22 protein-coding genes are annotated in these 24,012 nt (G+C 71.6%); 9 read left to right on the forward strand and 13 right to left on the reverse strand.

Annotation, left to right across the window (positions count from 1 at the left end; translation table 11 throughout):
- The first annotated feature begins 80 nt into the window (after positions 1–80).
- From AB0F70_RS04185 to AB0F70_RS04195, 3 genes are all read left to right on the forward strand, one after another.
- Entirely contained in the window at positions 81–3,314 is a 3,234-nt protein-coding gene (locus AB0F70_RS04185) for an Ig-like domain-containing protein (RefSeq protein WP_357443918.1), read from the forward strand.
- Between the two features lie 105 nt (positions 3,315–3,419).
- Positions 3,420–4,331 carry a DUF4031 domain-containing protein gene (locus tag AB0F70_RS04190; protein WP_357443920.1) on the forward strand — a complete coding sequence of 304 codons (912 nt, stop codon included), beginning with the start codon at positions 3,420–3,422 and terminating at the stop codon, positions 4,329–4,331.
- Between the two features lie 108 nt (positions 4,332–4,439).
- Positions 4,440–5,063, forward strand: coding sequence for a YdcF family protein (locus AB0F70_RS04195; protein ID WP_357443922.1), 624 nt, complete (start codon positions 4,440–4,442; stop codon positions 5,061–5,063).
- Positions 5,064–5,078: 15 nt separating this feature from the next.
- Here the strand turns inward: AB0F70_RS04195 and AB0F70_RS04200 are convergent, their stop codons facing one another.
- The 4 genes from AB0F70_RS04200 to AB0F70_RS04215 all read right to left on the reverse strand — a co-directional run bounded on the left by AB0F70_RS04200 (position 5,079) and on the right by AB0F70_RS04215 (position 8,940).
- Positions 5,079–5,561, reverse strand: coding sequence for a hotdog fold domain-containing protein (locus AB0F70_RS04200; RefSeq protein WP_357443924.1), 483 nt, complete (start codon positions 5,559–5,561; stop codon positions 5,079–5,081).
- Between the two features lie 38 nt (positions 5,562–5,599).
- On the reverse strand, positions 5,600–7,234 hold the full coding sequence (locus AB0F70_RS04205; protein WP_357443926.1) for a succinic semialdehyde dehydrogenase: 1,635 nt from the start codon (positions 7,232–7,234) through the stop codon (positions 5,600–5,602).
- Positions 7,235–7,339: 105 nt separating this feature from the next.
- Positions 7,340–7,819, reverse strand: coding sequence for a GNAT family acetyltransferase (locus AB0F70_RS04210; RefSeq protein ID WP_357443928.1), 480 nt, complete (start codon positions 7,817–7,819; stop codon positions 7,340–7,342).
- Positions 7,816–8,940 carry a GuaB3 family IMP dehydrogenase-related protein gene (locus AB0F70_RS04215; protein ID WP_116673649.1) on the reverse strand — a complete coding sequence of 375 codons (1,125 nt, stop codon included), beginning with the start codon at positions 8,938–8,940 and terminating at the stop codon, positions 7,816–7,818. Before AB0F70_RS04215 ends, AB0F70_RS04210 begins: the two co-directional genes overlap by 4 nt.
- Before the next feature lie 215 nt (positions 8,941–9,155).
- Between AB0F70_RS04215 and AB0F70_RS04220 the strand changes: the two genes are divergently transcribed.
- The gene (locus AB0F70_RS04220) at positions 9,156–9,878 is read left to right on the forward strand and encodes an exonuclease domain-containing protein (protein ID WP_357443930.1); all 723 of its coding nucleotides are present in this window, start codon (positions 9,156–9,158) and stop codon (positions 9,876–9,878) included.
- Between the two features lie 92 nt (positions 9,879–9,970).
- Here AB0F70_RS04220 and guaB read toward each other — a convergent pair whose 3' ends face one another.
- The gene (gene guaB, locus AB0F70_RS04225; protein WP_357443932.1) at positions 9,971–11,485 is read right to left on the reverse strand and encodes an IMP dehydrogenase; all 1,515 of its coding nucleotides are present in this window, start codon (positions 11,483–11,485) and stop codon (positions 9,971–9,973) included.
- A 67-nt stretch (positions 11,486–11,552) separates the two neighbouring features.
- Positions 11,553–12,773 carry a MerR family transcriptional regulator gene (locus AB0F70_RS04230; RefSeq protein ID WP_357443934.1) on the reverse strand — a complete coding sequence of 407 codons (1,221 nt, stop codon included), beginning with the start codon at positions 12,771–12,773 and terminating at the stop codon, positions 11,553–11,555.
- Between the two features lie 190 nt (positions 12,774–12,963).
- Here AB0F70_RS04230 and AB0F70_RS04235 point away from each other — a divergent pair, with 190 nt between their 5' ends.
- The gene (locus AB0F70_RS04235; RefSeq protein WP_116673643.1) at positions 12,964–13,251 is read left to right on the forward strand and encodes a WhiB family transcriptional regulator; all 288 of its coding nucleotides are present in this window, start codon (positions 12,964–12,966) and stop codon (positions 13,249–13,251) included.
- A gap of 183 nt (positions 13,252–13,434) precedes the next feature.
- Here AB0F70_RS04235 and groES read toward each other — a convergent pair whose 3' ends face one another.
- A complete protein-coding gene (groES, locus tag AB0F70_RS04240; protein ID WP_116673642.1) occupies positions 13,435–13,731 on the reverse strand; it encodes a co-chaperone GroES in 297 nt (98 codons plus the stop codon).
- 334 nt (positions 13,732–14,065) lie between these two features.
- Here groES and AB0F70_RS04245 point away from each other — a divergent pair, with 334 nt between their 5' ends.
- The 4 genes from AB0F70_RS04245 (at position 14,066) to AB0F70_RS04260 (ending at position 18,747) form a co-directional block, all read left to right on the forward strand.
- The gene (locus AB0F70_RS04245) at positions 14,066–15,331 is read left to right on the forward strand and encodes an SAM-dependent methyltransferase (protein WP_357443937.1); all 1,266 of its coding nucleotides are present in this window, start codon (positions 14,066–14,068) and stop codon (positions 15,329–15,331) included.
- Entirely contained in the window at positions 15,328–16,500 is a 1,173-nt protein-coding gene (locus AB0F70_RS04250) for a glutamate--cysteine ligase (protein WP_357443939.1), read from the forward strand. Before AB0F70_RS04245 ends, AB0F70_RS04250 begins: the two co-directional genes overlap by 4 nt.
- 436 nt (positions 16,501–16,936) lie before the next feature.
- Complete coding sequence (gene tsaD / locus AB0F70_RS04255; protein ID WP_116673638.1) at positions 16,937–17,980, forward strand: tRNA (adenosine(37)-N6)-threonylcarbamoyltransferase complex transferase subunit TsaD; 1,044 nt, start codon at positions 16,937–16,939, stop codon at positions 17,978–17,980.
- A 44-nt stretch (positions 17,981–18,024) separates the two neighbouring features.
- Positions 18,025–18,747 (forward strand): hypothetical protein, encoded by a 723-nt coding sequence (locus tag AB0F70_RS04260; RefSeq protein WP_357443941.1) that lies wholly within the window; start codon positions 18,025–18,027, stop codon positions 18,745–18,747.
- 14 nt (positions 18,748–18,761) lie between these two features.
- Here the strand turns inward: AB0F70_RS04260 and AB0F70_RS04265 are convergent, their stop codons facing one another.
- The 6 genes from AB0F70_RS04265 to AB0F70_RS04290 form a co-directional block, all read right to left on the reverse strand.
- A complete protein-coding gene (locus AB0F70_RS04265; protein ID WP_357443943.1) occupies positions 18,762–19,631 on the reverse strand; it encodes a sulfurtransferase in 870 nt (289 codons plus the stop codon).
- Positions 19,632–19,734: 103 nt separating this feature from the next.
- Complete coding sequence (rimI, locus tag AB0F70_RS04270; protein WP_357443945.1) at positions 19,735–20,286, reverse strand: ribosomal protein S18-alanine N-acetyltransferase; 552 nt, start codon at positions 20,284–20,286, stop codon at positions 19,735–19,737.
- A complete protein-coding gene (tsaB, locus tag AB0F70_RS04275; RefSeq protein ID WP_357443947.1) occupies positions 20,283–21,032 on the reverse strand; it encodes a tRNA (adenosine(37)-N6)-threonylcarbamoyltransferase complex dimerization subunit type 1 TsaB in 750 nt (249 codons plus the stop codon). Before tsaB ends, rimI begins: the two co-directional genes overlap by 4 nt.
- Before the next feature lie 26 nt (positions 21,033–21,058).
- Complete coding sequence (gene tsaE, locus AB0F70_RS04280; RefSeq protein ID WP_357443949.1) at positions 21,059–21,631, reverse strand: tRNA (adenosine(37)-N6)-threonylcarbamoyltransferase complex ATPase subunit type 1 TsaE; 573 nt, start codon at positions 21,629–21,631, stop codon at positions 21,059–21,061.
- A complete protein-coding gene (gene alr / locus AB0F70_RS04285; protein ID WP_357443951.1) occupies positions 21,628–22,863 on the reverse strand; it encodes an alanine racemase in 1,236 nt (411 codons plus the stop codon). Before alr ends, tsaE begins: the two co-directional genes overlap by 4 nt.
- A gap of 47 nt (positions 22,864–22,910) precedes the next feature.
- Complete coding sequence (locus AB0F70_RS04290; RefSeq protein ID WP_357443953.1) at positions 22,911–23,957, reverse strand: pseudouridine synthase; 1,047 nt, start codon at positions 23,955–23,957, stop codon at positions 22,911–22,913.
- Between the last annotated feature and the right edge of the window lie 55 nt (positions 23,958–24,012).

Below are 24,012 nucleotides of genomic sequence, written 5' to 3' on the forward strand. Positions count from 1 at the left end.
ACATCGCACCGGCGCGAGAGGAGGGCTCACAGATGAGCTCGTTACGTAGGAAAGCAGGACGACGGCGCGCAGGCGTCGTCATGACGACGAGCGCGCTGCTCGCGGCCGGGCTGGTCCCGACGACTGCGACCGCCCAGCCCGACGCCCCGGCCTCGGGAACCTCAGCCACGAGCGCAGCGGGGGTGACAGTGCGCCCGGACCCGTCGTACGCGGGCGAGCCCTTCGAGGGCTGGGGCACGAGCCTCGTCTGGTTCGCCAACGCCACCGGCGGCTACCCCGACGAGATCAGGAACGAGCTCGCCGACATGCTGTTCGGCGAGAACGGCATGAACCTGAACATCGCCCGGTACAACATCGGCGGCGGCAACGCCCCCGACGTCCCGGACTACCTGCGGGCGGGCGCCGACGTCGAGGGCTGGTGGAAGGCGCCCGACGGCACCACCCGCGAGGACGTCGACTGGTGGGACCCGGCGAACCCGGACCACTGGAACCCGGACGCCGACGCCACGCAGCGCTGGTGGGTGGACCGCATCAAGGACGACATCACGCACTGGGAGACGTTCAGCAACTCCCCGCCGTGGTTCCAGACCGTCAGCGGCTACGTCTCCGGTGGGTTCAACTCCAACGACGACCAGCTGAAGCCCGAGAGCATCGAGGACTTCGCCGCCTACGTCGTCGGCGCGACCGAACGCCTCGAGGACGCGCACGGGATCGACGTCGACACCATCGACGCGTTCAACGAGCCGAACACTGACTACTGGGGCACCAAGCTCGGCGCCGACGGCAACCCGACGGGCGGCCGCCAGGAGGGCGCCCACATCGGGCCCGCGCTGCAGCAGCAGGTGATCCCGGTCCTCGCCGACGCCATCGGCGGTTCGACGACGGACGCCGCGATCTCCGCGATGGACGAGACGAACCCCGGCAAGTTCGCCACCAACTGGAACGCGTACCCCGACGCGGTGCGCGACCAGGTGTCCCAGCTCAACGTGCACACCTACGGCACCGGGCAGCGCACCACCGTGCGGGACATCGCCAAGGGCGAGGACAAGCCCCTGTGGATGAGCGAGGTCGGCGGTTCCTGGTCGACCACCGGGCAGAACTTCGAGTCGATGGAGTCCGGCCTGGGCAGCGCGCACCAGATCATGGACGACCTGCGCGAGCTCGAGCCGTCCGCGTGGGTGTTCTGGCAGCCCGTCGAGGACTACGACAACATGGCGCCCGGCGGCGAGAGCCCCGAGGGCGGCAACTGGGGCGAGATCCAGATCCCGTTCTCCTGCACCGCTGAGGACACGCTGGAGACCTGCCCCATCTACACGAACACCAAGTACTGGGTCACCCAGAACTTCACGCACTACATCACGCCCGGTGACCGCCTGATCGGTGTGGACAACACCGACAGCACCGCCGCAGTTTCCGCCTCGGGCTCCGCTGCGACCGTCGTGCACGTCAACGACACCACCGCGGACCGCGACGTCACCCTCGACCTCTCCGGCTTCGGGAACGTCGCGTCCGGCGCGACCGTCACCCCCGTCGTGACCAGCGTCGACGGATACCTCGTCGAGGGCACGCCGGTGGCTGTGCAGGACGCCGCCGCGACGCTCACCGTGCCCGCGGAGTCCGTCACGACGTTCCTGGTCGACGGTGTCTCCGGCGTCGCGGACGACGCCCCGCTGGCGCAGGACGGCCACGTCTACCGGATCGACGGCGTGCAGTCCGACCTGTCGCTGGCGCCCGACGGCGACGGCGGCGTGCAGATCTCCACCGACGACCCGGCAGCGGCCGGGCAGCTGTGGACGCTCACCGACCTGGGCGCTTCCGAGGGTTCCGGAACACACCGCACGCGGTACGCGGTGACCAATGTCGGCACCGGTGAACAGCTCGCGGTCACCGCTGACGGTTCCGCGGTACTCGTCGGCTCCCCCGCCGACCCCGCCGACACCCCGGACACCGCACGCTGGGTGCTCTCCACCACCGGGGACGGTACGTACACCCTGGTCAACGTGGTTGCGCGCACAGTGCTCGAGGTGGGCGGCGAGGCACGTGCCGACGGATCGCCCGTCGGCACCTACCTCGCCAACTCGAACGCGAACCAGCGCTGGGCGATAGTCGACGAGACGGTGCTGGGCACCACGCCGGTCGACGCGTTCACCCGCCCGGGGACCACCCCCGAGCTGCCGGAGACCGTCACCCCCGTCTACCCGGGCGGGGCGCGCGGCGCGCTGCCCGTCACCTGGGACATGCCCGGGGCCGACACGTGGGCGCGGGCCGGGATCGTCGAGGTCACCGGCACGGTGGCCATCCCCGCGGGCGGCACCGTCGAGGCCACCGCGACGGTCGTCGTCGACGTCCTGAAGCGGACCCTGCCCGCCCAGGGCGCCGCCTACATCGGCGGCTCCGCCGAGCTGCCCGCGACGGTCACAGCGATCGCCGCCGGCGGCGCTCGCGTGGAGCGCCCGGTCACGTGGGAAGAGGCGCCCGACGGCGCGTTCGACAAGATCGGCGCCGTCGAGCTGAAGGGCATCGCCGACGCCGGCGACTCGAACACCCTGCCCGCGATCGTCCGGGTACTGGTCGCCGAGCCCGGCGAGGCAAACGTGGCCCTCGCGGAGGGCACCACGGCGTCGGCCACGTACGCCGAGCCCGGCTACCCGGCCGAGAACGTCGTCAACGGCGACCTGGACGACAAGGGCTGGTCCAACTGGCGTTCCGGCACCAAGAACCCGCAGGACACGCTCACCGTCACGCTGCCGACGGAGCGCGACGTGACGCGGGTCGTCACCCGCTTCTTCCGCGACGGCGGCCACCTCAGCTGGGCGCGCACTGTGGCGCTCGAGGCCCAGGTCGACGGCGTGTGGCAGGCCGTAGGAGACCCGGTCCCGGTGACGTCCGACGGCGCCGCGCCCGTGGTCAACCTTCCTGCGGACGTGCGCGCCGACGCCGTCCGGGTGGTCATGACCGCCCAGGACAACGTGCACATGATCGTCAGCGAGATCGAGGTTTTGGCGAAGGTGCCCGGTGAGGCCTCACCGCTCTGGGTGGCATCGACGAAGTACGCCGCCGGCGCCGAGGTCTTCCACGACGGGTCCTTCTACCGGGCCACGTGGCGCACCAAGCAGGAGCCGGGCGTCTCGGCGCACGGCTCGTGGCAGGAGATCGTCCGGGCCGGGGACGGCACCGCCGTCTGGACCGCATCGCGCATCTTCAAGGCGCGCGACGTGGTCGTGCACGACGGGGACAAGTACCGGGCGACGCGGATCACGCGTGGCGAGGAGCCCGGCGGCCGGCACAGCCCGTGGCGGCTCATCAGGTCCTGACCTGACCGGCGCGAGCGCTACGGCCCTGACTCGACGTACCTGGTACGTCGAGTCAGGGCCGCAGGCCTGTCTGACCGCCGACCGGCCCGCGTTTAGGCTCGCCCCGTGACCCTCTTCATCGACCCACCTGCCTGGCCCGCGCACGGGACCGTGTTCTCCCACCTGGTCTCGGACGGGTCGCTGCAGGAGCTCCGCCTCTTCGCCCGGGCGGCAGGCGTGCCGGACCGCGCGTTCGACCTGGACCACTACGACGTTCCAGCGTCGCGGTACGACGCGCTCGTCGCCGCCGGCGCGGTGCCCGTCGAGGGCGGCGACCTCGCCCGGCGGCTGGCTGCCTCCGGCCTGCGGGTCTCGGGCGCCGAACGGAACCGCGCCAAGCGGGCGGCGCTCCTGATCCGCTGGGCCGACCTGTGGGCCGACCCGGGCCTGGCGTACCAGGCCGGCGAGGACCTGGTGGACCGCTGGCGCGAGCCGCACCGGGTCTACCACTCGACGCTGCACCTGGCGACGGCCCTGGACGCGCTGGACTCGACAGCCCCAGAGAGCGGGCTCTCCGAGCGTGCCCTCTGGCACGCCCGCCTGGCCCTGTGGTTCCACGACGCGGTGCACGACGGCGTCGCGCAGCGGGACGAGGAGAGGTCGGCGGCGCTGGTCGCCGAGCTGCTCGGCCCGCTCGCCGGGTCAGGCGTCTCGGCCGACGACGTCGACGAGGTCGCGCGGCTGGTCATGGTCACCGCGAACCATGACCCCGCGCCCGACGACGTCGTCGGCGGCCTGGTCAGCGACGCCGACCTCGCGGTACTCGGCGCCTCCCCCGCCGGCTACGCGCGGTACACGCACCAGGTCCGCGCGGAGTACTGCGACGTGCCCGACCAGCTGTTCCGCGCAGGCCGGTCGCAGGTGCTCCGCACGCTCCTGGACGGCGGCCCGCTGTTCCGCACCGCCCCCGGCGTCGCCCGCTGGCAAGCCGAGGCGGAATCGAACCTCCGCGCCGAGCTGACGGCCCTGGCAGCGTGAAGGGCGGCCGCGTGGTCGGCAAAGCGTCAGGTGGTCGGCAGTCCGAGCTGCCGATCTTGTGACGAGTTGCCGACCACGCCCCTGCCTGGACGCAGTAGCGTTCTCCGCGTGACTCCCCTCAAGGTCGCCGCCATAGTCGCGGGTGTGCTCGCCGTCGCCTTCACGGTCCCCGTCGCCATCGTGCAGGGCACCGGGCACGTCAGGGTGCGGCACGAACCAGGCGAGATCGAGAAGACGGACGCCGTCATCGTGCTCGGCGCCGGTCTCCGCGCCGACGGGACGCCGTCGACCTACCTGCGCCGTCGTGTCGAAGGCGGCGCCGAGCTCTACCGTGCGGGCATCGCACCCACGGTGATCCTGAGCGGCGACGCGCACGACAACGCCGACGGCACCCGGTACGACGAGCCAGGCTCGATGCGCGCCTGGCTCCTGGACAACGACCTCGGCGTCCCCGACGACGCGATAGTGCTGGACCGCGAGGGCTTCAACACCACCGCCACGTGCCGGCGCGCCCATGACCTGTTCGACGTGCGCACCGCCGCCGTCGTCACCCAGGACTACCACCTGCGCCGCACGCTCTACTCCTGTGTAGAGGCCGGGCTGGATGCCGTCGGGGTGGGCGTGAGCGCCGAGAGCGTCCGGCCGGCGCAGTGGGCCTGGTGGCACGTGCGGGAGCTGCCCGCGAGCTGGAAGGCGGCGGTCCGCTCCTTGGCCCGCCGCCGGCCCCGCTGACCGGTCAGCGCCGGATCACTTCTTCTTCGGTGTGACCCAGAGGTGGATGGTGCCCTCGACCACCACTGTCCCGTCGGCGAGTACACCCCGGACGCGCACCGGCAGGTCCCTGTCGTCGCCGTCCCAGTGCGCCTGCTCGGTCTCGGCCACGCACCTGACGTCGCCCGTCGACTTCGCGAGGTAGGACACCTCCATACCCTTCGGCAGCCAGCGCTTGTCGTCGGGCACCGTGGCCTCGGCGAGCGAGCCCATCGCCATCTCGAGCCCGTTGCAGACCGCGATGGCGTGCACGGTGCCGATGTGGTTGCGGTTACGCCACCGGTTGGGCACCACTACCTCGCCGTAGTTCGGCCGCATGTCGACCACCTTCGGGGCGAAGCTGCCGAAGTACGGCGCCTTGAGGGAGTAGACCAGGGAGAAGATCCGCTTGCCCAACAGCCCACCGATGACCGGCAGTGCGTTGGCGGACTTCCAGAAGGCATGGAGCTGCGTCGTCATGCGCGCGAGCGTACCCGGCCCGGTGACGACCGTTCACCTCACGGCATGCGCAGTCTGCGCATCGCCTCCAGAGCAGTGGTCAGCACCCGGCTCGGGGTATCGCCGCCCAGGGCGTACAGGCTGTCGAGAGTGGCTCCGAACCGGGCACCCCGCGACGTCACGACCGTCTGCTGCCGGGTGAGGCCGTCGATCGACGCCGCTCCGTGCCTGCCGCCAAGGCCGGAGGCCTTCCAGCCACCCATCGGCGCGGAGACCGAGCCCCAGGTCATCGTGTACCCGTCGTTGATCGCCACCGAGCCCGCCTCGACCCGTGCGGCGACGCGGCGCGCCCGGCCGACGTCCCGCGACCAGATCGCGGAGTGCAGGCCGTACTCGGTGTCGTTCATGACGGCGATGGCTTCCTCGTCGCAGTCGACGCGCGAGATCGTCACGACCGGCCCGAAGGTCTCCTCGCGTGCGACCACCGCCTGCGCAGGAACGTCGTCGAGCACCGTCGGGGCGTAGAAGTACGGGCCGACGTCGGCGCGGTGCACACCGCCCGCGAGCACCCGGGCGCCCCGTGCGAGCGCGTCGTCGACGTGTGCCGTCACCTTGTCGAGCTGTGCGGCGGAGGTGAGCGACCCGACCTCTGCCGAGTAGTCGAGCGCCGGGCTGAGCCGCAGGTTCCGCACGGCACGCACGAACTTCGCGACGAACTCCTCCGCGACGGCGGTGTGGACCACCAGGCGCTCGACGGACACGCACAGCTGGCCGGCGTTCGAGAAGCAGGCCCGCACGATGCCAGGGACTGCCGCGTCGACGTCGACGTCGTCGGTCACGTAGAGCGCGTTCTTGCCGCCCAGCTCGAGCGTGGCGCCGATGAGACGCTCGCCCGCTCGCGCGGCGACCTTGCGGCCGGTGGCGGTGGAACCGGTGAAAGCTATGTGGTCCACGTTCTCGATCAGCGCCTGGCCCACCTCGGGGCCGCCGGCGACGACCTGGAAGAGACCCGCCGGCAGGCCGGCGTCGTCCAGGGCCTCCGCGGCCCACAGAGCGGTCAGCGTGGTCTGCGGGTCCGGCTTGAGCACCACTGCGTTGCCGGCCAGGAGCGCGGGCAGCGCCTCCGAGAGGGCGAGCACCAGCGGGTAGTTCCACGGCGAGATCGCGCCGACCACACCGACGGGCCTGCGGTGCACCTGCGCGCCGACGAGCACCGGGACCATGCCAGGGACCCTGCGGGACGCGAGGTAGCGCGCGCCGCGCACGGCGTAGTGCCTGGCGACCTGCGCGATGTCCGCGATCTCCTCGAAGGCGGCACGGCGCGACTTGCCGGTCTCGAGCTGGATCAGGTCGAGCGCCTCGGACTGCCGTTCCAGGACGATCCGGCCGAGCCGCTGGAGGACCCCGGCCCGGTCACGCACCGGCACGCGGGCCCAACTTCGCTGCGCCACGCGCGCCCGGACGACGCACGCGGCGACGTCCTCGGCGGAGGAGACGGGAAACGTCACGAGCGGAGCGCCCGTGAAAGGGCACATGGACCGGTGCGTACCCGATCCCTCGGAGGTTGCGATCCGAGCCACGAGCGGGGCCATGACCCCTGGCTCGAGGACAAAAGTCCCCTGCGGGTGCTCTGGGTCGAGCACACCGCCGACCGCACCACTAGCCGCTGCGTCGGCTGCTGCGTCGTCGATCATGGCGCCCACCCTACGCACAAAACCCTGCACCATGTATTGATGGGTGTGTGAAACTAACTTTCACAGCAGGGTCCTCATAGCGCGTTCACCTCGCACGACGCACTTTCAGGCGGACTCGACCCAGCGCCCCAGAACGGTGCATTCCTGGTCGGTGTAACCCAGCCGACCGTAGAAATCGAGCACATCCGTGTTGGTGGTCCGCACCATGAGCTGGATCTTGCGTGCGCCGCGTGCGACCAGCCACGCCTCGGCGGCGACCACTGCCGCTCGGCCCAGGCCGGCGCTCCGCAGGTCCGGCGCGACGGCCACGTAGTAGAGCCAGCCGCGGTGCCCGTCGTGGCCGGCCATCGCCGTGGCGGCCACCCTGCCGTCGGCCCGCGCGACCAGGAGCGTCGAACCGTCGCTCGCACGAGCGTCGGCGATGTCGACGTACGGGTCGTTCCACGGCCGGGTCAGCCCGCACGTCTTCCACAGCTCGACCACCTGGTCGACGTCGGCGTCGGTGACCTCGACGAACTCGCCGTCGGCAGCGGGTGCCGCGGCGAGGACGGGCGCGAGCGCCTCGCCGTCGGGGAGCACGCTCACCGTGGCTGGTACGGCGACACGACGACCTCTACCCGCTGGAACTCCTTGAGGTCGGAGTAGCCGGTGGTGGCCATGGCGCGGCGGAGCGCACCGACGAGGTTCAGGGTGCCGTCGGCCTGCTTGCCCGGCCCGAAGAGGATCTCCTCGAGCGTGCCTACCGAGCCGACCTCGACCCGCTCGCCGCGCGGGAGCTGCGGGTGGTGCGCCTCGGGGCCCCAGTGGAAGCCCTGGCCCGGCGCCTCCGCCGCGCGCGCGAGCGCGGCGCCGAGCATGACGGCGTCCGCACCGCAGGCCACCGCCTTGACGACGTCGCCGGAGTGACCCACGCCGCCGTCGGCGATGACGTGCACGTACCGGCCGCCGGACTCGTCGAGGTAGTCGCGGCGCGCCGCTGCGACGTCGGCCACCGAGGTGGCCATGGGCGCGTGGATGCCGAGGCTGACGCGCGTGGTGTGCGCGGCGCCGCCGCCGAACCCGACGAGCACGCCCGCCGCACCGGTACGCATGAGGTGCAGCGCCGCGGTGTAGGTGGAGGCCCCACCGACGACGACAGGCACGTCCAGCTCGTAGATGAACCGCTTGAGGTTGAGCGGCTCGGCGTTGCCGGAGACGTGCTCCGCCGAGACCGTGGTCCCGCGGATGATGAACAGGTCGACGCCCGCGTCGACCACCGTCTTGTAGAACTCCTGGGTGCGCTGCGGGGTGAGCGCACCCGCCACCGTCACGCCGGCCGCCCGGATCTCCTTGAGGCGTTGCGTGATGAGCTCGGGCTTGATCGGCTCCGAGTAGATCGCCTGCATGCGCCGCGTCGCCTCGTCACCTGGCAGCGCCGCGATCTCGGCGAGCAGCGGCTCGGGCGACTCGTAGCGCGTCCACAGCCCCTCGAGGTCGAGCACGCCGAGGCCACCGAACCGGCCCAGCGCGACGGCGCTGCTCGGGCTCATCACGGAGTCCATCGGGGCCGCGACGATCGGGAGGTCGAAGTGGTAGGCGTCGATCTGCCAGCCGACCGAGACGTCCTTCGGGTCCCTGGTGCGCCGGGAGGGCACCACCGCGATGTCGTCGAAGGAATAGGCGCGCCGCCCACGCTTGCCGCGTCCGATCTCGATCTCGTTGCTCACCCGGCAAGCCTACCCATCGCACCGGACACCACGCGCAGGTTCCGGTGATGTGCGGTCGTGGGGCGAGCCACAGTCCTGCCCGCCGTCGACCGAGCCGGACCAGAGTGTCAGTGACCGGTGGCAAGGTTCTCCATGGACGCACCGGACGACCGGGCAGAGCTGGACAACAGCTGGACGACACGGCCCGGAAACCCCGGACGAGCAGGGAGGACACCATGAACGAGAGCTGGATCAAGAGGCCGCTGCTGGGCTTCGACACGGAGACCACAGGGGTCGACGTCGCAGGCGACCGGATCGTCACGGCGGCTCTCGTGCTGCGCTCGCCCGGAGTGGGTACCGAGGTACGCACCTGGCTGATGGACCCGGGCGTGGAGATCCCCGAGGAGGCCGCGGCCATCCACGGCATCTCCACCGAGCACGCCCGGGCCTACGGCGTCCAGCCGAGGGAGGCACTGGAGGAGATGGCGACCGAGCTCGCCACCCACCTGGCCGACGGCGTGCCCGTGGTCGCCTACAACGCGGCCTTCGACCTCTCGCTGCTCGACTCGGAGCTGCTGCGGCACGGGCTCAAGACCCTCCCCCAGCGGCTGGGCCGCCCGGTCGAGCCGGTCATCGACCCGCTCGTCATCGACCGCTGGCTGGACCGGTACCGCCCCGGCAAGCGCCGCCTCGGCGACCTGACACAGTGGTACGGCGTCACCTCCGACGGCGACCTGCATACCGCCGAGGTGGACGTGCTCGCCACGCTCGACGTCCTGGAGGCGCTGGCCCGCCGGTTCCCGCAGCTGGAGCGGATGCCCCTGGCCGACCTGCATCAGCAGCAGATCGGCGCGCACCGCCAGTGGGCGGTGAGCTTCAACGAGTGGCGTCGCGAGCAGGGCCTCGTCGGCCCTGGCGCATCCGGCGTCTGGCCGGTGCAGTACTCGGCCGAGCTCTGAGCCACGGCCGCGAAGTAGAGCGCCTGTCCCGTATCCGCACGGTGCAACCCGTGCGGATACGGGACAGGCGCTCTACTTCGCGGCCCTTTGGCTCAGAAGCCGCTGTAGTTCGGCGACTCGACGGTCATCTGCACGTCGTGCGGGTGGCTCTCCTTGAGCGACGCCGACGTGATGCGGATGAACTTGCCCTCGGTCTGCAGCTCCGGGACGGTGCGGGAGCCGGTGTAGAACATCGTCTGGTGCAGACCGCCGATGAGCTGGTGGGCCACGGTGGACAGCGGACCCTTGTAGGCGACCTGGCCCTCGATGCCCTCGGGCACGATCTTGTCGTCGCTCGTGACCTCTGCCTGGAAGTACCGGTCCTTGGAGTAGGACTTCTTGCCGCGCGAGGACATGGCGCCCATCGAGCCCATGCCGCGATACGTCTTGAACTGCTTGCCGTTCACGAGCACCAGGTCGCCCGGCGTCTCCTCGCAACCCGCGAAGAGCGAGCCAAGCATCACGGTGTCGGCGCCGGCCACGAGGGCCTTGCCGATCTCGCCGGAGTGCTTGAGACCGCCGTCGGCGATGACGGGCACGCCCGCCGGCTTGCAGGCCAGCGACGCCTCGTAGACCGCGGTGATCTGCGGTACGCCCACGCCGGTCACGACCCGCGTGGTGCAGATGGAGCCCGGCCCGACGCCGACCTTGACCGCGTCGGCCCCGGCGTCGACGAACGCCTGGGCGCCCTGTCGGGTGGCGACGTTGCCGCCGATCACCTGGACGTCCTTGGTGGCCGGGTCGGTCTTGAGGCGCTTGACCATGTCGATCAGCATGCGGACGTTGCCGTGCGCGGTGTCGGCGACGAGCACGTCGACGCCGGCCTCGATGAGCGCGGTCGCGCGCTGCCACGCGTCGCCGAAGTAGCCGATCGCCGCGCCCACCATGAGGCGTCCCTGCCCGTCCTTGGACGAGTGGGGGAACTGCTCGGACTTCACGAAGTCCTTGACGGTGATGAGGCCGGTGATGCGGCCGTCGGGGTCGATCAGCGGGAGCCGCTCCAGCTTGTGCTTGCGCAGCAGCAGCGTGGCGTCGTCACGCGAGATACCGGCGGGGCCGGTGATCAGCGGCTGCGGCGTCATCACCTCGTCCACCTTGGTGGTCGCCCACTCGGCGACGGGCGTGAAGCGCAGGTCCCGGTTGGTGACCATGCCGATGAGCTTGTTCTCGAGGTCGACCACCGGGAAGCCGGAGATCCGGAACTGGCCCGCGAGGGTGTCGAGCTCCTCGAGCGTGGCGTCCGGCCCGATCGTGACGGGGTTCGTGATGATGCCCGTCTGCGTCCGCTTCACGAGGTCGACCTGCTGGGCCTGGTCCTCGATGGAGAGGTTGCGGTGCAGGACACCGAGGCCACCCTGGCGAGCCATGGCGATGGCCATCGCCGACTCGGTGACCGTGTCCATCGCCGCGGACAGCAGCGGAATCTTGAGCGAGATCTCGCGCGTCAGGCGAGAGGTCGTGTCGATGTCCGACGGCGCCAGGTCGGAGTAACCCGGCAGCAGCAGGACGTCGTCATAGGTGAGCCCGAGGAACCCGAACGGGTCGGCCGGCGCGGTCTGGTCCGTCATGCAGCAAGTCTACGACCGGTGCGGCCGCGGATCCTGGTCGGGCAGTGGTACCGGCCCGAGGCGTGCGTCACCTCGCCTTGATGACCGCCAGCACCTCGTGCAACAGGCCGGTGAACGACCGCACGCGCTGCACCGTCGGACCGAACGGCAGGTCCGTCGCCGCGGCGTCGGCCCGCAGGCCCACGAAGATCGGCAGGTCCGGATGGCTCTCGTTCACCGCGTGCACGACGTCGAGGTCGGGCTTGTTCTGGGTGGTGGCCAGGACGACCGCCGTCGGCCGGACCATGGTCACCAGCTCGACCGAACGGTGCGTGCTCGCAGGGCCCGTGACGATCCGCGCCATCGCGCCCTGTGCGGCCAGCGCCGCGGCGAGCGCGTGCGCGGACAGCGGCACCACCTCGTCCGGCGCCGCGAACACGAGCACGATCTTGCGCATGCGGCTCGGGTGGTTGGCCGGCGGGCCACCCGCCTCGACCATCGCCCGCTCGAACTCCTCGGTGTAATGGCGCAGCGCCCGGAGCGCGGCGGTCGCGAGCACCACCTCGGGCATCTCGCCCGGACCGGCGAGGACCGTGCGCTCGGACAGGCGCAGCCACGCCGGCTCGACCAGCTCGGTCCACCACGTCGCCGGGTCCCCGTCGGGGCCCAGCACGAGCAGGCTGTCGCAGGCGGTCCTGCTGTACGCGAGAGCGGCATCGACGAGGGCGGAGACCCGGCCCGACGTCGGCGCCCCGGCCGAGGCGGACCGCGGGCCTGCCATGGCAGGGGCGTCCCCGCCCGTGGCGCCACCAGGAAGCGCCCGCAGGCGTGCCCGGCCGCGCGGCTCTTCCTTCGGCTCGCCGCTCGGCGGCAGGGTCGGGTCCTCGTCGCCGTCCGCACCGGGCTCGGCGGGTGCCTTGAGGGTTCCGACGAACGTCTCGGCGAACTCCTCCTCCGGCTCGTCTCCGTCCAGGTCGCTCTCCACCTGCACGGCGGGCAGCGCGGGCGCCGACCGGGTGGCGACCTCGAGCTCCGCGTCGCCTGCCTCGACAGCAGCGCGCGCGGCGTCCACCGGCGCGACGCCCTCGAGCGTCAGACGGCGCATCACCAGCAGGCGTGCGACGTCGTCCGGGGTATAGCGGCGGTGCGATCCAGCGGTCCGACCCGAGGGGCCGAGCCCGTACCGGCGGTCCCACGTACGGAGGGTGGCTGGCGCCACCCCGAGACGTCTGGCCACTGCGGCGACGGCCAGTCCGGGGCTGGATGCACGTGACCCGCCCGAGCTCTCGGCAGGCCGCGAAGATGTCATGGGCTCGATTCTGCCGACCTGGACCTCTCCGCGCCACTGCGAAACCCGGCGTGCCGCCGATCTCGGTGGAATCCGGTCCAGATCGCACCAAAACCGGTCAGCCCTGGCGCGCTTGCGGTGACCCGATTCGAGCCACCCGCCGAAAAACTGCCCCTTGAACAACTTCTGCACAACTTGTAGGTTGTTCGACATGACGGAGATCTCGAGGCTTCCCGGTCCGGTAATGGAACTGTGGGAATGGCAGTACACAGGAGCGTGCCGCGACGCGGACGACACCCTGTTCTTCCACCCCGAGGGCGAGCGTGGGTCGACACGCCGTAGGCGCGCCGAGGCCGCCAAGGCGATCTGCCGCTCCTGCCCCGTGATGATGCAGTGCCGCGAGCAGTCGCTCCGCGTGCGCGAGCCGTACGGCGTGTGGGGTGGGCTCAGCGAGGACGAGCGCTCGGCCATCCTCGCCGGCAAGTCCGTCTCTGCTTGATGCAGGCATGGCTTGATGCAGGCATGGCCTGATCCAGGCATGGCCTGATCCAGGCATGGCCTGATCCAGTCTCCGTCCGATCCAGTCTCCGCCGTTACAGGCAAGGAAGCCTGATCCAGGCAAGGCAAGGGCCCCGCACCTCTCGGTGCGGGGCCCTCGTCATCTACCTGGAGTGAGCTGGTGTCAGCTCACGACCACGGCGAGGATGTCGCGGGCGGAGAGCACCAGGTACTCCTCACCCGCGTACTTGACCTCGGTGCCGCCGTACTTGGAGTAGATCACCTTGTCACCGACGGCGACGTCCAGCGGCACACGGTTGCCGTTGTCGTCGATGCGGCCCTGGCCAACGGCCAGAACCTCGCCCTCCTGGGGCTTCTCCTTGGCGGTGTCCGGGATGACCAGGCCGGAAGCGGTCGTGGTCTCGGCTTCGAGAGCCTTGACGACGATCCGGTCCTCGAGCGGCTTGATGGGGACCGACACGTCGGACCTCCTCTTTCGTGAGCGGATCGAGAGATCAGCTGCGTGATGGGCGTAAGTGGCTCGAACGTTCGACCGTCCGCCGTCGTCGCGGGTGCCGGCGGGCACGAACGTCTGGGTTCTCCCCCGCGGGCCCGTGAACCGGGTTCCCGCAGCGGTGAACAACCCCAAATCTAGGTCGGCGCTAGCACTCGGTCAAGGCGAGTGCCAATCGGGTGGAGTGGCTCACACTCTGCGGGGCCGCCGCGCCGACGCCACACCGGAATCTCGCCATCTCTACGAAAAGGTTGCGTCGCGCCGCTCGTCACGACCAGGACAAACGTGGAAAGATCTTCCCATGGATGCGGCGATTCTGAGCAAACTGCTCAGCCCCGACGGCTGGGCCTTGCTTGGCGCCCTCCCGCCCTACGACGAGCGACAGGCGATGAAGACAGTGACCGCGCTGCGGGCCAAGGGCGTCGCACCGGACCTCGCGGCCGCGGTGGTCACCCAGTCCAGGCTCCGCACGCGGGCCCGGGCCAAGTTCGGCGACTTCGCCGACGGGATGCTCTTCACCCCGGACGGCCTGGAACAGGCGACACGGCTCCTCGTCGCCGCCCTGCACGCCCGGCGGTACCTCGACGCCGGTGTCTCCGTCCTCGCCGACCTCACGTGCGGCATCGGCGCCGACTCGCTCGCCTTCGCGGGGACGGGCCTCAGGGTGGTCGCCACCGACCTGGACGAGTGCACCGCCGCGATCGCGCAGTGGAACCTGCGCCACTTCCCCGAGGCGGACGTGCGGCATGCCGACGGGCTCGGGCTCGACCTGCGTGCCGAGGGCATCGAGGGGGTCTACGCCGACCCGGCCCGCCGGGTGAGCGGCGGCTCGGGCGCGCGCAGCAGGCGGGTCTTCGACCCGCGCGCCTACGAGCCCCCGCTCGACTCCGTCTGGGCGCTGCGCGAGACGGTGCCCGCCGTGGGCATCAAGGTGGGCCCGGGCATCCCGCACGACGGCCTGCCCGAAGACGCCGAGACCCAGTGGGTCTCCGTCAACGGCGACGTGGTCGAGGCCGGGCTCTGGTTCGGCCCGCTCGCCCTCGACGGCCCCGGGCGGTCGGCGCTCGTGCTGCGCACGTTCACCGACGAAGACGGCAAGGAGCACACGCTGAGCCGCACGGTCCGGGGCGACGTCGTGCCGGACGTCGGCGGCGTCGGACAGTACCTGTACGAGCCCGACGGGGCGGTCATCCGCGCGGGCCTGGTCGGCCAGGCGGCCGCTGAGCTGGGCGGACGCCTCGTCGACCCGACCATCGCCTACGTCACCACGGACAGCCCTGCCGAGCTGCCGTCGGCCCGGCCCACCGACTCGGTAGGAGCGCCGGCACCGATAGCCACCGGTTACCGGGTGCTCGACACCATGCCGTTCGGCCTGAAGCGGCTCAAGGCGTACCTGCGTGACCGCAACGTCGGACGCATCACGATCAAGAAGCGCGGCACCGCGGTGGTGCCCGAACAACTTCGCAAGCAGCTCGTGCTCACCGGGACCGAGGAGGCGACGATCGTGCTCACACGTGTGGCAGGCAACCAACAGGTACTTCTCGTCGAACCGCTGGGAGCCGTATGAGCTCGCCGACCCGCCTCGGATTCGGCGAGTCCCCCCGCTCCACAGTGGGCCTCGAGTGGGAGATCGGGCTGGTCCGGTCCGACACGGCCGACCTCTCCCAGTCCGGCCCGGAGGTGCTCGAGGCCCTCGCACGCACCGCCGTCGAACCACCGCACGGGTCAGGTGGCTACGTCCCGCACGTGGCCGGCGAGTTCATGAAGAACACCATCGAGCTGGTGACCGGCGTCTGCCGCACCGTCGCGGACGCGGGTACCGACCTCACCCGTACCCTCGAACGGGTGCGGACGGTGACCGACCCGCTCGGCCTCGACCTGATGGGCGGCGGGACGCACCCGTTCGCGCGCGCCGCCGACCAGCAGGTCGGTGAGAAGGAGCGCTACGTCCGCATCATGGAGCGCACCGGGGTCTGGGGCGCGCAGCTGATCATCTGGGGGCTGCACGTCCACGTCGGGATCGAGCACCGGGACAAGGCGCTGCCGCTGATGCGCGCGATGCTCACCTACTTCCCGCACCTGCAGGCGCTCTCGGCCGGATCGCCCTACTGGGCCGGCCAGCACACCGGCTACGCGTCCAACAGGTCGCTGCTGTTCCAGCAGATCCCCAGCTCAGGACTGCCGGTCCCGTTCGAGACCTGGCAGGAGCTCGAGGCGTACGCGGGCGACATGCTGCACGTCGGCGCGGTCGAGGCGTTCAACGAGGTCCACTGGGACGTGCGGCCTTCGACGTTCGGCACGCTCGAGGTGCGGGTCTGCGACGGCCCGACCAACCTGTCGGAGGCCCTCGTGCTGGCGGCGCTGGTGCACTGCCTGGTCGAGCACCTGTCCACCCAGCTGGACCAGGGCAGGACCCTGCCGGTGCTGCCGCCGTGGTTCGTGCAGGAGAACAAGTTCCGCTCGGCCCGCTACGGCCTCGACGCCACGGTGATCCTCGACGCCGACGGCAACCAGGGGCCGATCATCGACGCGATAGGCAAGCTGCTGGTCGAGCTGGAGCCCGTCGCACACCGGCTCGGTTGCACGGCGGAGCTGGCGGGCGTCCGGGACATCGTCCGCACCGGAGCGTCGTACCAGCGGCAGCAGGCGGTGGCCGCGGCGCACGACGGCGACCTGGTACCGGTCGTGCGCTCGATGGTGGACGAGATGCGAGCCGGCCACCCGCTGCACGCCTGACCGATCCGTCGGTCGAGCTCACCACCGTTGGTCGAGCTTGTCGAGGCCCCGCTGGTTGCATCCCAGTTGGTCGAGTTCGTCGAGACCCTCACCAGGCCTCGACAAGCTCGACCAACGGGGAGCGGTCCGGTCAGACGACCTGCGCGATGTCGTCGAAGTTCGGGCGCGGAACACCCGACCGGGCAGCACACCACTGCGCCACCGCGACCAATTACAGCGTGTTTGGGAATGTGGTGGTTCGCCAGACACCGCCCTTCTCGGGCGTCCGGCCCTCGGGCCACTGGCGTGGTCCGGGACCGGTTCCTACGTCGTTCAGGCCCTCACCATGCCGCGACCTGTGGTGGTCACGACGAGTAGGGGTCCTGTCAGTAGGCTTTGATGACGGGGCCGGCTGCTCAGGCCCTTGCAACCCCAAACAGACCCTAGGCTGGTCCCCATGGCAGAACCCCTGGTGCTCGGCATCGAGACCTCCTGCGACGAGACCGGTGTCGCGCTGGTCCGCGGCAACGAGCTGCTGGTCGACGCCGTCGCCAGCTCGATGGAGGAGCACGCCCGCTACGGCGGCATCATCCCCGAGGTCGCCAGCCGCGCTCACCTCGAGGCGATGATCCCCACCATCCAGCGGGCGCTCGGGGAGGCAGACGTCGACCTGTCCGAGGTCGACGCGATCGCCGTGACCGCCGGCCCCGGGCTCGTCGGGCCGCTCACCATCGGTGCGTCGGCCGCGAAGGCCCTCTCGATCGGGCTCAACAAGCCGCTCTACGGCGTGAACCACGTCATCGGGCACGCGTGCGTGGACCAGCTCGTCGACGGACCGCTGCCGGAACGCGCGATGGCGCTCGTCGTCAGCGGCGGCCACAGCTCGCTGCTCATGGTGAACGACATCGCCACCGACGTCACCGAGCTCGGCTCCACCCTGGACGACGCGGCGGGCGAGGCCTTCGACAAGGTCGGCCGGCTGCTCGGGCTGCCGTACCCCGGCGGCCCGCACATCGACCGGCTCGCGCGCGAGGGTGACCCCGCGGCGATCCGGTTCCCCCGCGGCCTCACCGCCGCGAAGGACCAGGCCAAGCACGCCTATGACTTCTCGTTCTCCGGCCTCAAGACGGCGGTCGCCCGCTGGGTGGAGGCCCGCACCGACGCCGGTCAGCCCATCCCCGTGCACGACGTCGCCGCGTCGTTCGCCGAGGCGGTCGCCGACGTCCTCACCGCCAAGACCATCGCCGCCTGCCACAAGCACGACGTCGACACGCTGGTGATCGGCGGCGGGTTCTCGGCCAACAGCCAGCTGCGTGAGATGGCGGCCAAGCGCTGCGCCGAGGCCGGGATCGACCTGCGCATCCCGCCGATCCGGTACTGCACCGACAACGGCGCGATGATCGCGGCGCTCGGCTCCGCAGTCGTGGCCGCCGGGGTCGCCCCGAGCAGCCTGGACATCCCCGTGGACTCGTCGATGCCGCTCACGACCATCACCGTCTGACCCGACAGCGCCGCCGTGTGCGGGAGGGCTCTACGCTGCCTCCCGTGACCGCGAGAACGCTGGAGAAGCTCGAGCCCGTCCCTGTCATCGAGACGGCTCGCCGCCTGCGCGACCGCATCGGCGCACGGTTCCCCGAGCGGGGCATCCACCGCGTCGCGGAGGAGCTCGTCGCCCTGACCGAGCAGGTGGCGGACACGTCCGCCGGGTCCCGCCGACGCAGCCGCCTCGTCCGTACCGCGTCGCACGCGGTCATCGGCATAGTGGTGCTCGTCGCGCTGGTCGCCTTCGGCTTCGCCGTGCAGGCCGCGTTCACCGAGGCGCCGGACAACGGCCTCGAGTGGCTCCCGCTCATCGAGAGCGCGGTGAACGACATAGTGTTCGTCGCCATCGCCGTCGTGCTGCTGTACTCGTTCCCGGAGCGCGTCCAGCGGGCCGACCTGTTGGCCAAGCTGCACCGGCTGCGCTCCCTGGCGCACATCATCGACATGCACCAGCTCACCAAGGAGCCGGAGAGCCTCCGGGACGCCTTCGCGGGCGGGACCGACGGCGGTGACGGCGGCCTCACGCCGCAGCAGATCGAGTACTACCTGGAGTACTGCACCGAGCTCCTGTCCATGGTGAGCAAGGCCGCCGCACTGTGCGCGGAGGAGTCCCAGGACGACATAGTGCTGAACACGGTGTCGACCATCGAGACGCTGACCATGGGTATGTCGCGCAAGGTATGGCAGAAGATCACGGTGCTCAGCGAGGAGCGCACTGCGTCCTGAGGCCCGCCGACCGGCTAGGCGCCGGTCGCTACTTCCCGCGCCGGGTCGTTCGACCACTGCGACCAGGAGCCCGGGTACAGCGCAGCGTCCACGCCGGCCACGGCGAGCGCGGCCACCTGGTGCGACGCCGTGACGCCGGAGCCGCAGTAGACCCCGACCCCGCCGTTGGTCGAACCTGTCGAGACCCCCAGCTCCCCGAACCGCCGCTTCAGCTCCGCGGTCGACAGGAAGCGCCCGTCCGCGCGCAGGTTCTCGGTGGTCGGTGCGCTGGCCGCGCCGGGGATGTGCCCCGCCTGCGGGTCCACGGGCTCCACCTCGCCGCGGTAGCGCTCGGCGGCACGCGCGTCCAGGAGCACGCCGTCGCCGTCGGCCAGTGCGGCTGCCTCGTCGGCGCCCAGGACGGGCATCCCGCCCGGCCGTACGACGACGTCGCCCGGCTCGGCCGTCACCTCACCCGGTTCGAGGGCGAACCCCTCCTCGTTCCAGGCGGCGAGCCCGCCGTCGAGGATGCGGACGCCGGCCACGCCGAAGTAGCGCAGGAGCCACCAGGCACGAGCAGCGGACGTGCCGCCGACGGAGTCGTAGACGACGACGCGGGAGCCCGCCGAGACACCCCAGCTACGCGCTGCCTGCTGGAACGCAGACGCCGAGGGCAGCGGATGCCTCCCGGCGGCGGACGACGCTGGTGCGGCGAGCTCCGTCTCCAGGTCCACGTAGACCGCGCCCGGGATGTGGCCGGCGCGGTACTGGTCGTGACCGTCGGCCATCCCGAGCGCCCACCGGACGTCGAGCACCACAGGGCTGCCCTCTACCGGGTCGGTTCCCCCGCCGATCTGCAGGTCTGCGGCCAGGCTCGCGGCGTCGACCAGAACTCGTTCCCTCATGCGGTGCTACCCCTTGTCGTCGACTGCTGGTTCGTCGAGAACGGGGTCGTGTACCTTCCGGACACCCGCAGGAACACAACCCCGTTCTCGGCTCGGTAAGGAATCAGGCCGCGTCGCCCGGGGCGTCGGCCGGGGCGTCCGCAGGGCTCTCCACCGGGGCGTCCTCGGGGGCGTCCTCGGCGGCGGCCAGGTCCAGACGCATCGTGTAGGCGTCCTTGTCCTCTGGCTGGTAGTAGCGCTTGCGCACGCCGAGGATCTCGAACCCGAAGTCCCGGTACATCTCGATGGCCGGCGTGTTGTCGACCCGCACCTCCAGCAGCACCGCATCGGCCTTGACCTTGCGGGAGCGCTCGATCAGCGCGGTCAGGAGCTGCCTGCCGACCCCGTGCCGCTGCACGGCCGGGTCGACGCCGATGGTCATGACCTGCGTGACGTCGCCGTCGAACCACAGGCCCGCGTAGCCGACGACGGGCTGGTCCCCCGCCCGGTCGCGCCGCTCCGGCTCCGCGACGATGTACCAGCGGCCGAGGCCGGCGAGCTCGTCGGCGAGCATCCCGTAGGTCCAGGCACCCCTGCCGAAGAGCTGGCGCTCGAGTTGCAGGACCCGGTCGAAGTCGAGGTTCCGCAGCGGGCGGAGCCGCACCTCGGTGATCACGCGACGCCCCCGGCCGGACCGGCGGTCGAGCCCGTCGAGACCCGCGCCGGCTCGTGCACGTCCGGACGCCTGAGGTACAGCGGCTCCGTGGGCTGCTCCTCGCCCGCCGCGCGGCGCACGAGCGCCAGCCGGGCCAGGACCGTCGCGTCGGGGACGAGGGGCGCGTCGTCGGCCACCGGCAGGAACTCCGGGTAGAGCATCGCTCCCTCGCCGACCACGACGGGCAGCTGCCCGTCCGGGGTCCCGGGTGCGGCGAGCTGCGCCTGTGCGACGAAGCCCGCCCGGTCGACGTCCGGCCCGGCCAGGCGCTCCACCACCGGGACCCCGTGCGGACCCTCGTGCGAGATCACGCGGTACCGGGCCCAGTAGACCTCCTTGCGGCGCGCGTCGGAGGTCGCGAGGATCTCCGTGCCGGCCCGCAGGCCGAGGTCGCTGACGGCCTGCGCGGCCAGCGCGTCGAGGCTGGGCACGCCGAGCACGGGGACGCCGATGGTCAGCGCGAGCGTGCGCGCGGTGACCAGACCGACCCGCAGGCCGGTGAAGGGTGCGGGTCCCGTACCGGCGACGACGGCGGTCAGGCCGCTGGGCTCGACCCCTGCCTCGGCGAGGACCTCCTCGATCAGGGGCGCGAGCGACTCGGCGTGCCGCCGCCGCTCGTCCGAGGTCCGGGACGCGAGGCGCGTGCCGTCATCGGAGACGAGGGAGACGGCGACGGCTGCTGAGGTATCAAGAGCAAGAACGGCCACATGACCAGGGTACCGACCCGACCGCCTCAGCTCAGCAGCGCGCCCAGGTCGATGCCGGCCCAGCGTTGCCCGACGGCGCGGATCGTCACCTTCCGCGTCCCCGCCTCCGGATCCTCCTCGGCGGTCACGCCGGGGTCGAACGACGGCGCACCGCGCGGGCGTTCCAGGTCGATCTCCAGCCGGTCGTCCGCGAGCGCCTCGGCCAGGCCGCGCCCCCACTCCACCACCGTCACGGAGTCCCCGAGGGACGAGTCGAGGTCGAGCGCATCGAGCTCGCTCAACCCGCCGAGCCGGTAGGCGTCGACGTGCACCAGGCCGGGGCCGCGCGTCCCGTCGGCACGTGGCAGCGCCGGGTGCTCGCGCGCCACGATGAACGTGGGCGAGGCGACCTGGCCGCGTACGTGCAGGGTGGCGCCGATGCCCTGGGTAAGAGTGGTCTTTCCGGCGCCGAGGTCGCCCGTGAGGATCACCAGGTCCCCTGCGCGGAGCTGCCCGGCGAGGGCCGCGCCCAGTGCCCGTGTCGAATCGGCGTCGGGCAGCTCCAGCGTCACCGCCTCCGACGTCGTGATGTCGCTCGGTCCTCCTGTTGCGCCGCTCACGCGGTCTCCTTTCCTGCGGTACCCGCGTACACGCGGGGCACACGCGCCCCGAGGCGCGTGACGATCTCGTAGCTGATGGTTCCGGCTGCCTGTGCCCAGTCCTCCGCGTTCGGTGCGCCGGCGCGGGCGAGCCCGTCCGAGGCTCCGAACAGGGTGACCACGTCTCCTGCCTGTTCCGGTGCGTAGGGGCCGAGGTCGAGGATCACCTGGTCCATGCAGACCCGGCCCGCGATCCGCAGCACGCGGGCGGTGCCGAGCCCGGTATCGGGCGCCGCGACGTCGTCGACGCCGCCGCCCACCAGGACCGGGCCGCCGGGACCGAGCGAGCCGCCCGAGGCGTGCCGGGGGATCCCGTCGCCGTACCCGAGCGGGACGACGCCGAGCACCGTGTCCTGCGTGGTGGTGTAGAAGTGGCCGTACGAGACGCCGTGGCCCGTCGGAACGCGTTTGACCGTGGCGAGCCGTGCCTCGAGCGTCATCGCCGGGCGCAGGCCGTAGTCGCCGGGCGCGCCGAGGTGCGGCACGGGCGACAGCCCGTAGACGGCGATCCCCGCGCGTACCAGGTCGTAGTGGGCGGACCGGTTCGTGAGGGTCGCAGCGGAGTTGGCGATGTGCCGCACCTCGATGGGCATCCCGGCCGCCTCGGCGGCCCTTATCGCGTCCTCGAAGGCGTGGGTCTGCATCTTCACCGACGGGTGGTCGGGCTCGTCCGCGAGCGCGAAGTGCGACATGAGCCCGACGATCGCGAGCGCCCCCTCGGCCTGCAGCGCCGCTGCCCGGTCGAGCACCGCAGGCAGGTCCTCCGGCATGATCCCGTTGCGGCCCAGCCCGGTGTCGACCTTGAGGTGCACGCGGGCGGTCCGGCCGGCCGCGCGGGCGCCGTCGGCCACCTCGTCCAGTGCCCAGGCGGCGGCGACCGCGATGTCGACGTCGTTCCTGATCAGGTCTGCGAACGGGGCGCCGGGTGCGTAGAGCCAGGTGAGGATCCGGGCCTCGGGTCCGACGACGGTGCGGACCGCCAGCGCCTCCGCGGCGTGTGCCGTGCCGAGCCAGGTGGCACCGCCCGCGAGCGCGGCCCGGGCTGCCGGCGCGAGGCCGTGCCCGTACGCGTCCGCCTTGACGACCGCCATGACCTGCGCGGTCGGGGCGGTCGTCCGCAGGGCGCGCACGTTGTCGCGGATCGCGTCCAGATCGACGACGGCGCGGGCGGGGTGGTCGGGGGCGGTGCTCATCGCACCGATTCTTGCACCTGTCAGACACCCCCGGACGTGTCAGGCGCTCAGGTCACTCGGGTGACCTGAGCGTCTGACACGTCCGGGGGTGTCTGACAGGTCCACTCGCTGAGCGTGCGCCGCGACTCGAAGCGGCGGAGCCGCCCGGACAGCGGGTCGGTGAGCTCGAGCGACCGGGACAGGAGCTGCAGCGGCCGGTCGAAGTCGTCGGGTTCGGAGTCGCGGAGCTCGGGCCAGAACGGGTCGTGCAGGATCGGCAGCCCGAGCGACGCCATGTGCAGGCGGAGCTGGTGGGTCTTGCCGGTATGCGGCTCCAGGCGGTACAGGCCCAGACCACGTGCGTCGGAGGCCGCGGAGAGGGTGATCAGGGACTCGGTGTTCGGCACGCCGGGCACCTCCTCGGCCCTGGTGACGCCGCGCCGCTTCACCATGCGGCTGCGCAGCGTGACGGGCTCGCCCCGGGCGACCAGGGCGGCTTCGGGCGGAGCGCCGTCCGACGGCGTGAGCGGTGCCACGGCCTCGTAGACCTTGCGCACCTCGCGGCGGGCGAACGCCTCCTGGTACGCGCCGCGCACCTCCGGCCGCACGGTGAGGACCAGCACGCCCGCTGTGCCGCGGTCGAGCCGGTGCGCCGGCGAGAGCTCCGGCAGGTCCAGGGCGACCCGGAGCCGGACCAGGGCGGTCTCCCGTATCCACCGCCCGCGCGGCATCGTGGCGAGGAAGTGTGGCTTGTCGACGACGAGCAGGTTCTCGTCGCGGTGCAGCACCTCCGGCTCGAACGGGATCTTCTCCTCGTGCGCGGGCGGGTCGCGGTACAGGTAGAGAAAGCCGCGCGGCTCGTACGGGGTCGCCGGGGTGAGCGGCTCCCCGCTGCCGGTGACGATCTCGCCCAGGCCCAGCTTCTCGCGCAGGCGCACCTCGTCGTCGCGGAACCGGTCCAGGAGGTAGTCGAGCGCGAACGGGAACCGCGCGACCACCTCCGGGTCGTGCGGCAGCACTATCCGGGTCGGGTTGAGCCCGTCCCGCACCGGCAGCGGCGGTCGGTGCTTGCTGGGACCGGGCCTGCGTCCGGTGCCCGAGGGCGGGTGGCTCACGTCGTCAACCTAACCCCGCACGACCTGCGGTCATCATCCCGAAACATTTGTGCCA

This window comes from Promicromonospora sp. NPDC023805, assembly GCF_040639635.1.
In the GTDB taxonomy this organism is placed as follows: domain Bacteria; phylum Actinomycetota; class Actinomycetes; order Actinomycetales; family Cellulomonadaceae; genus Promicromonospora.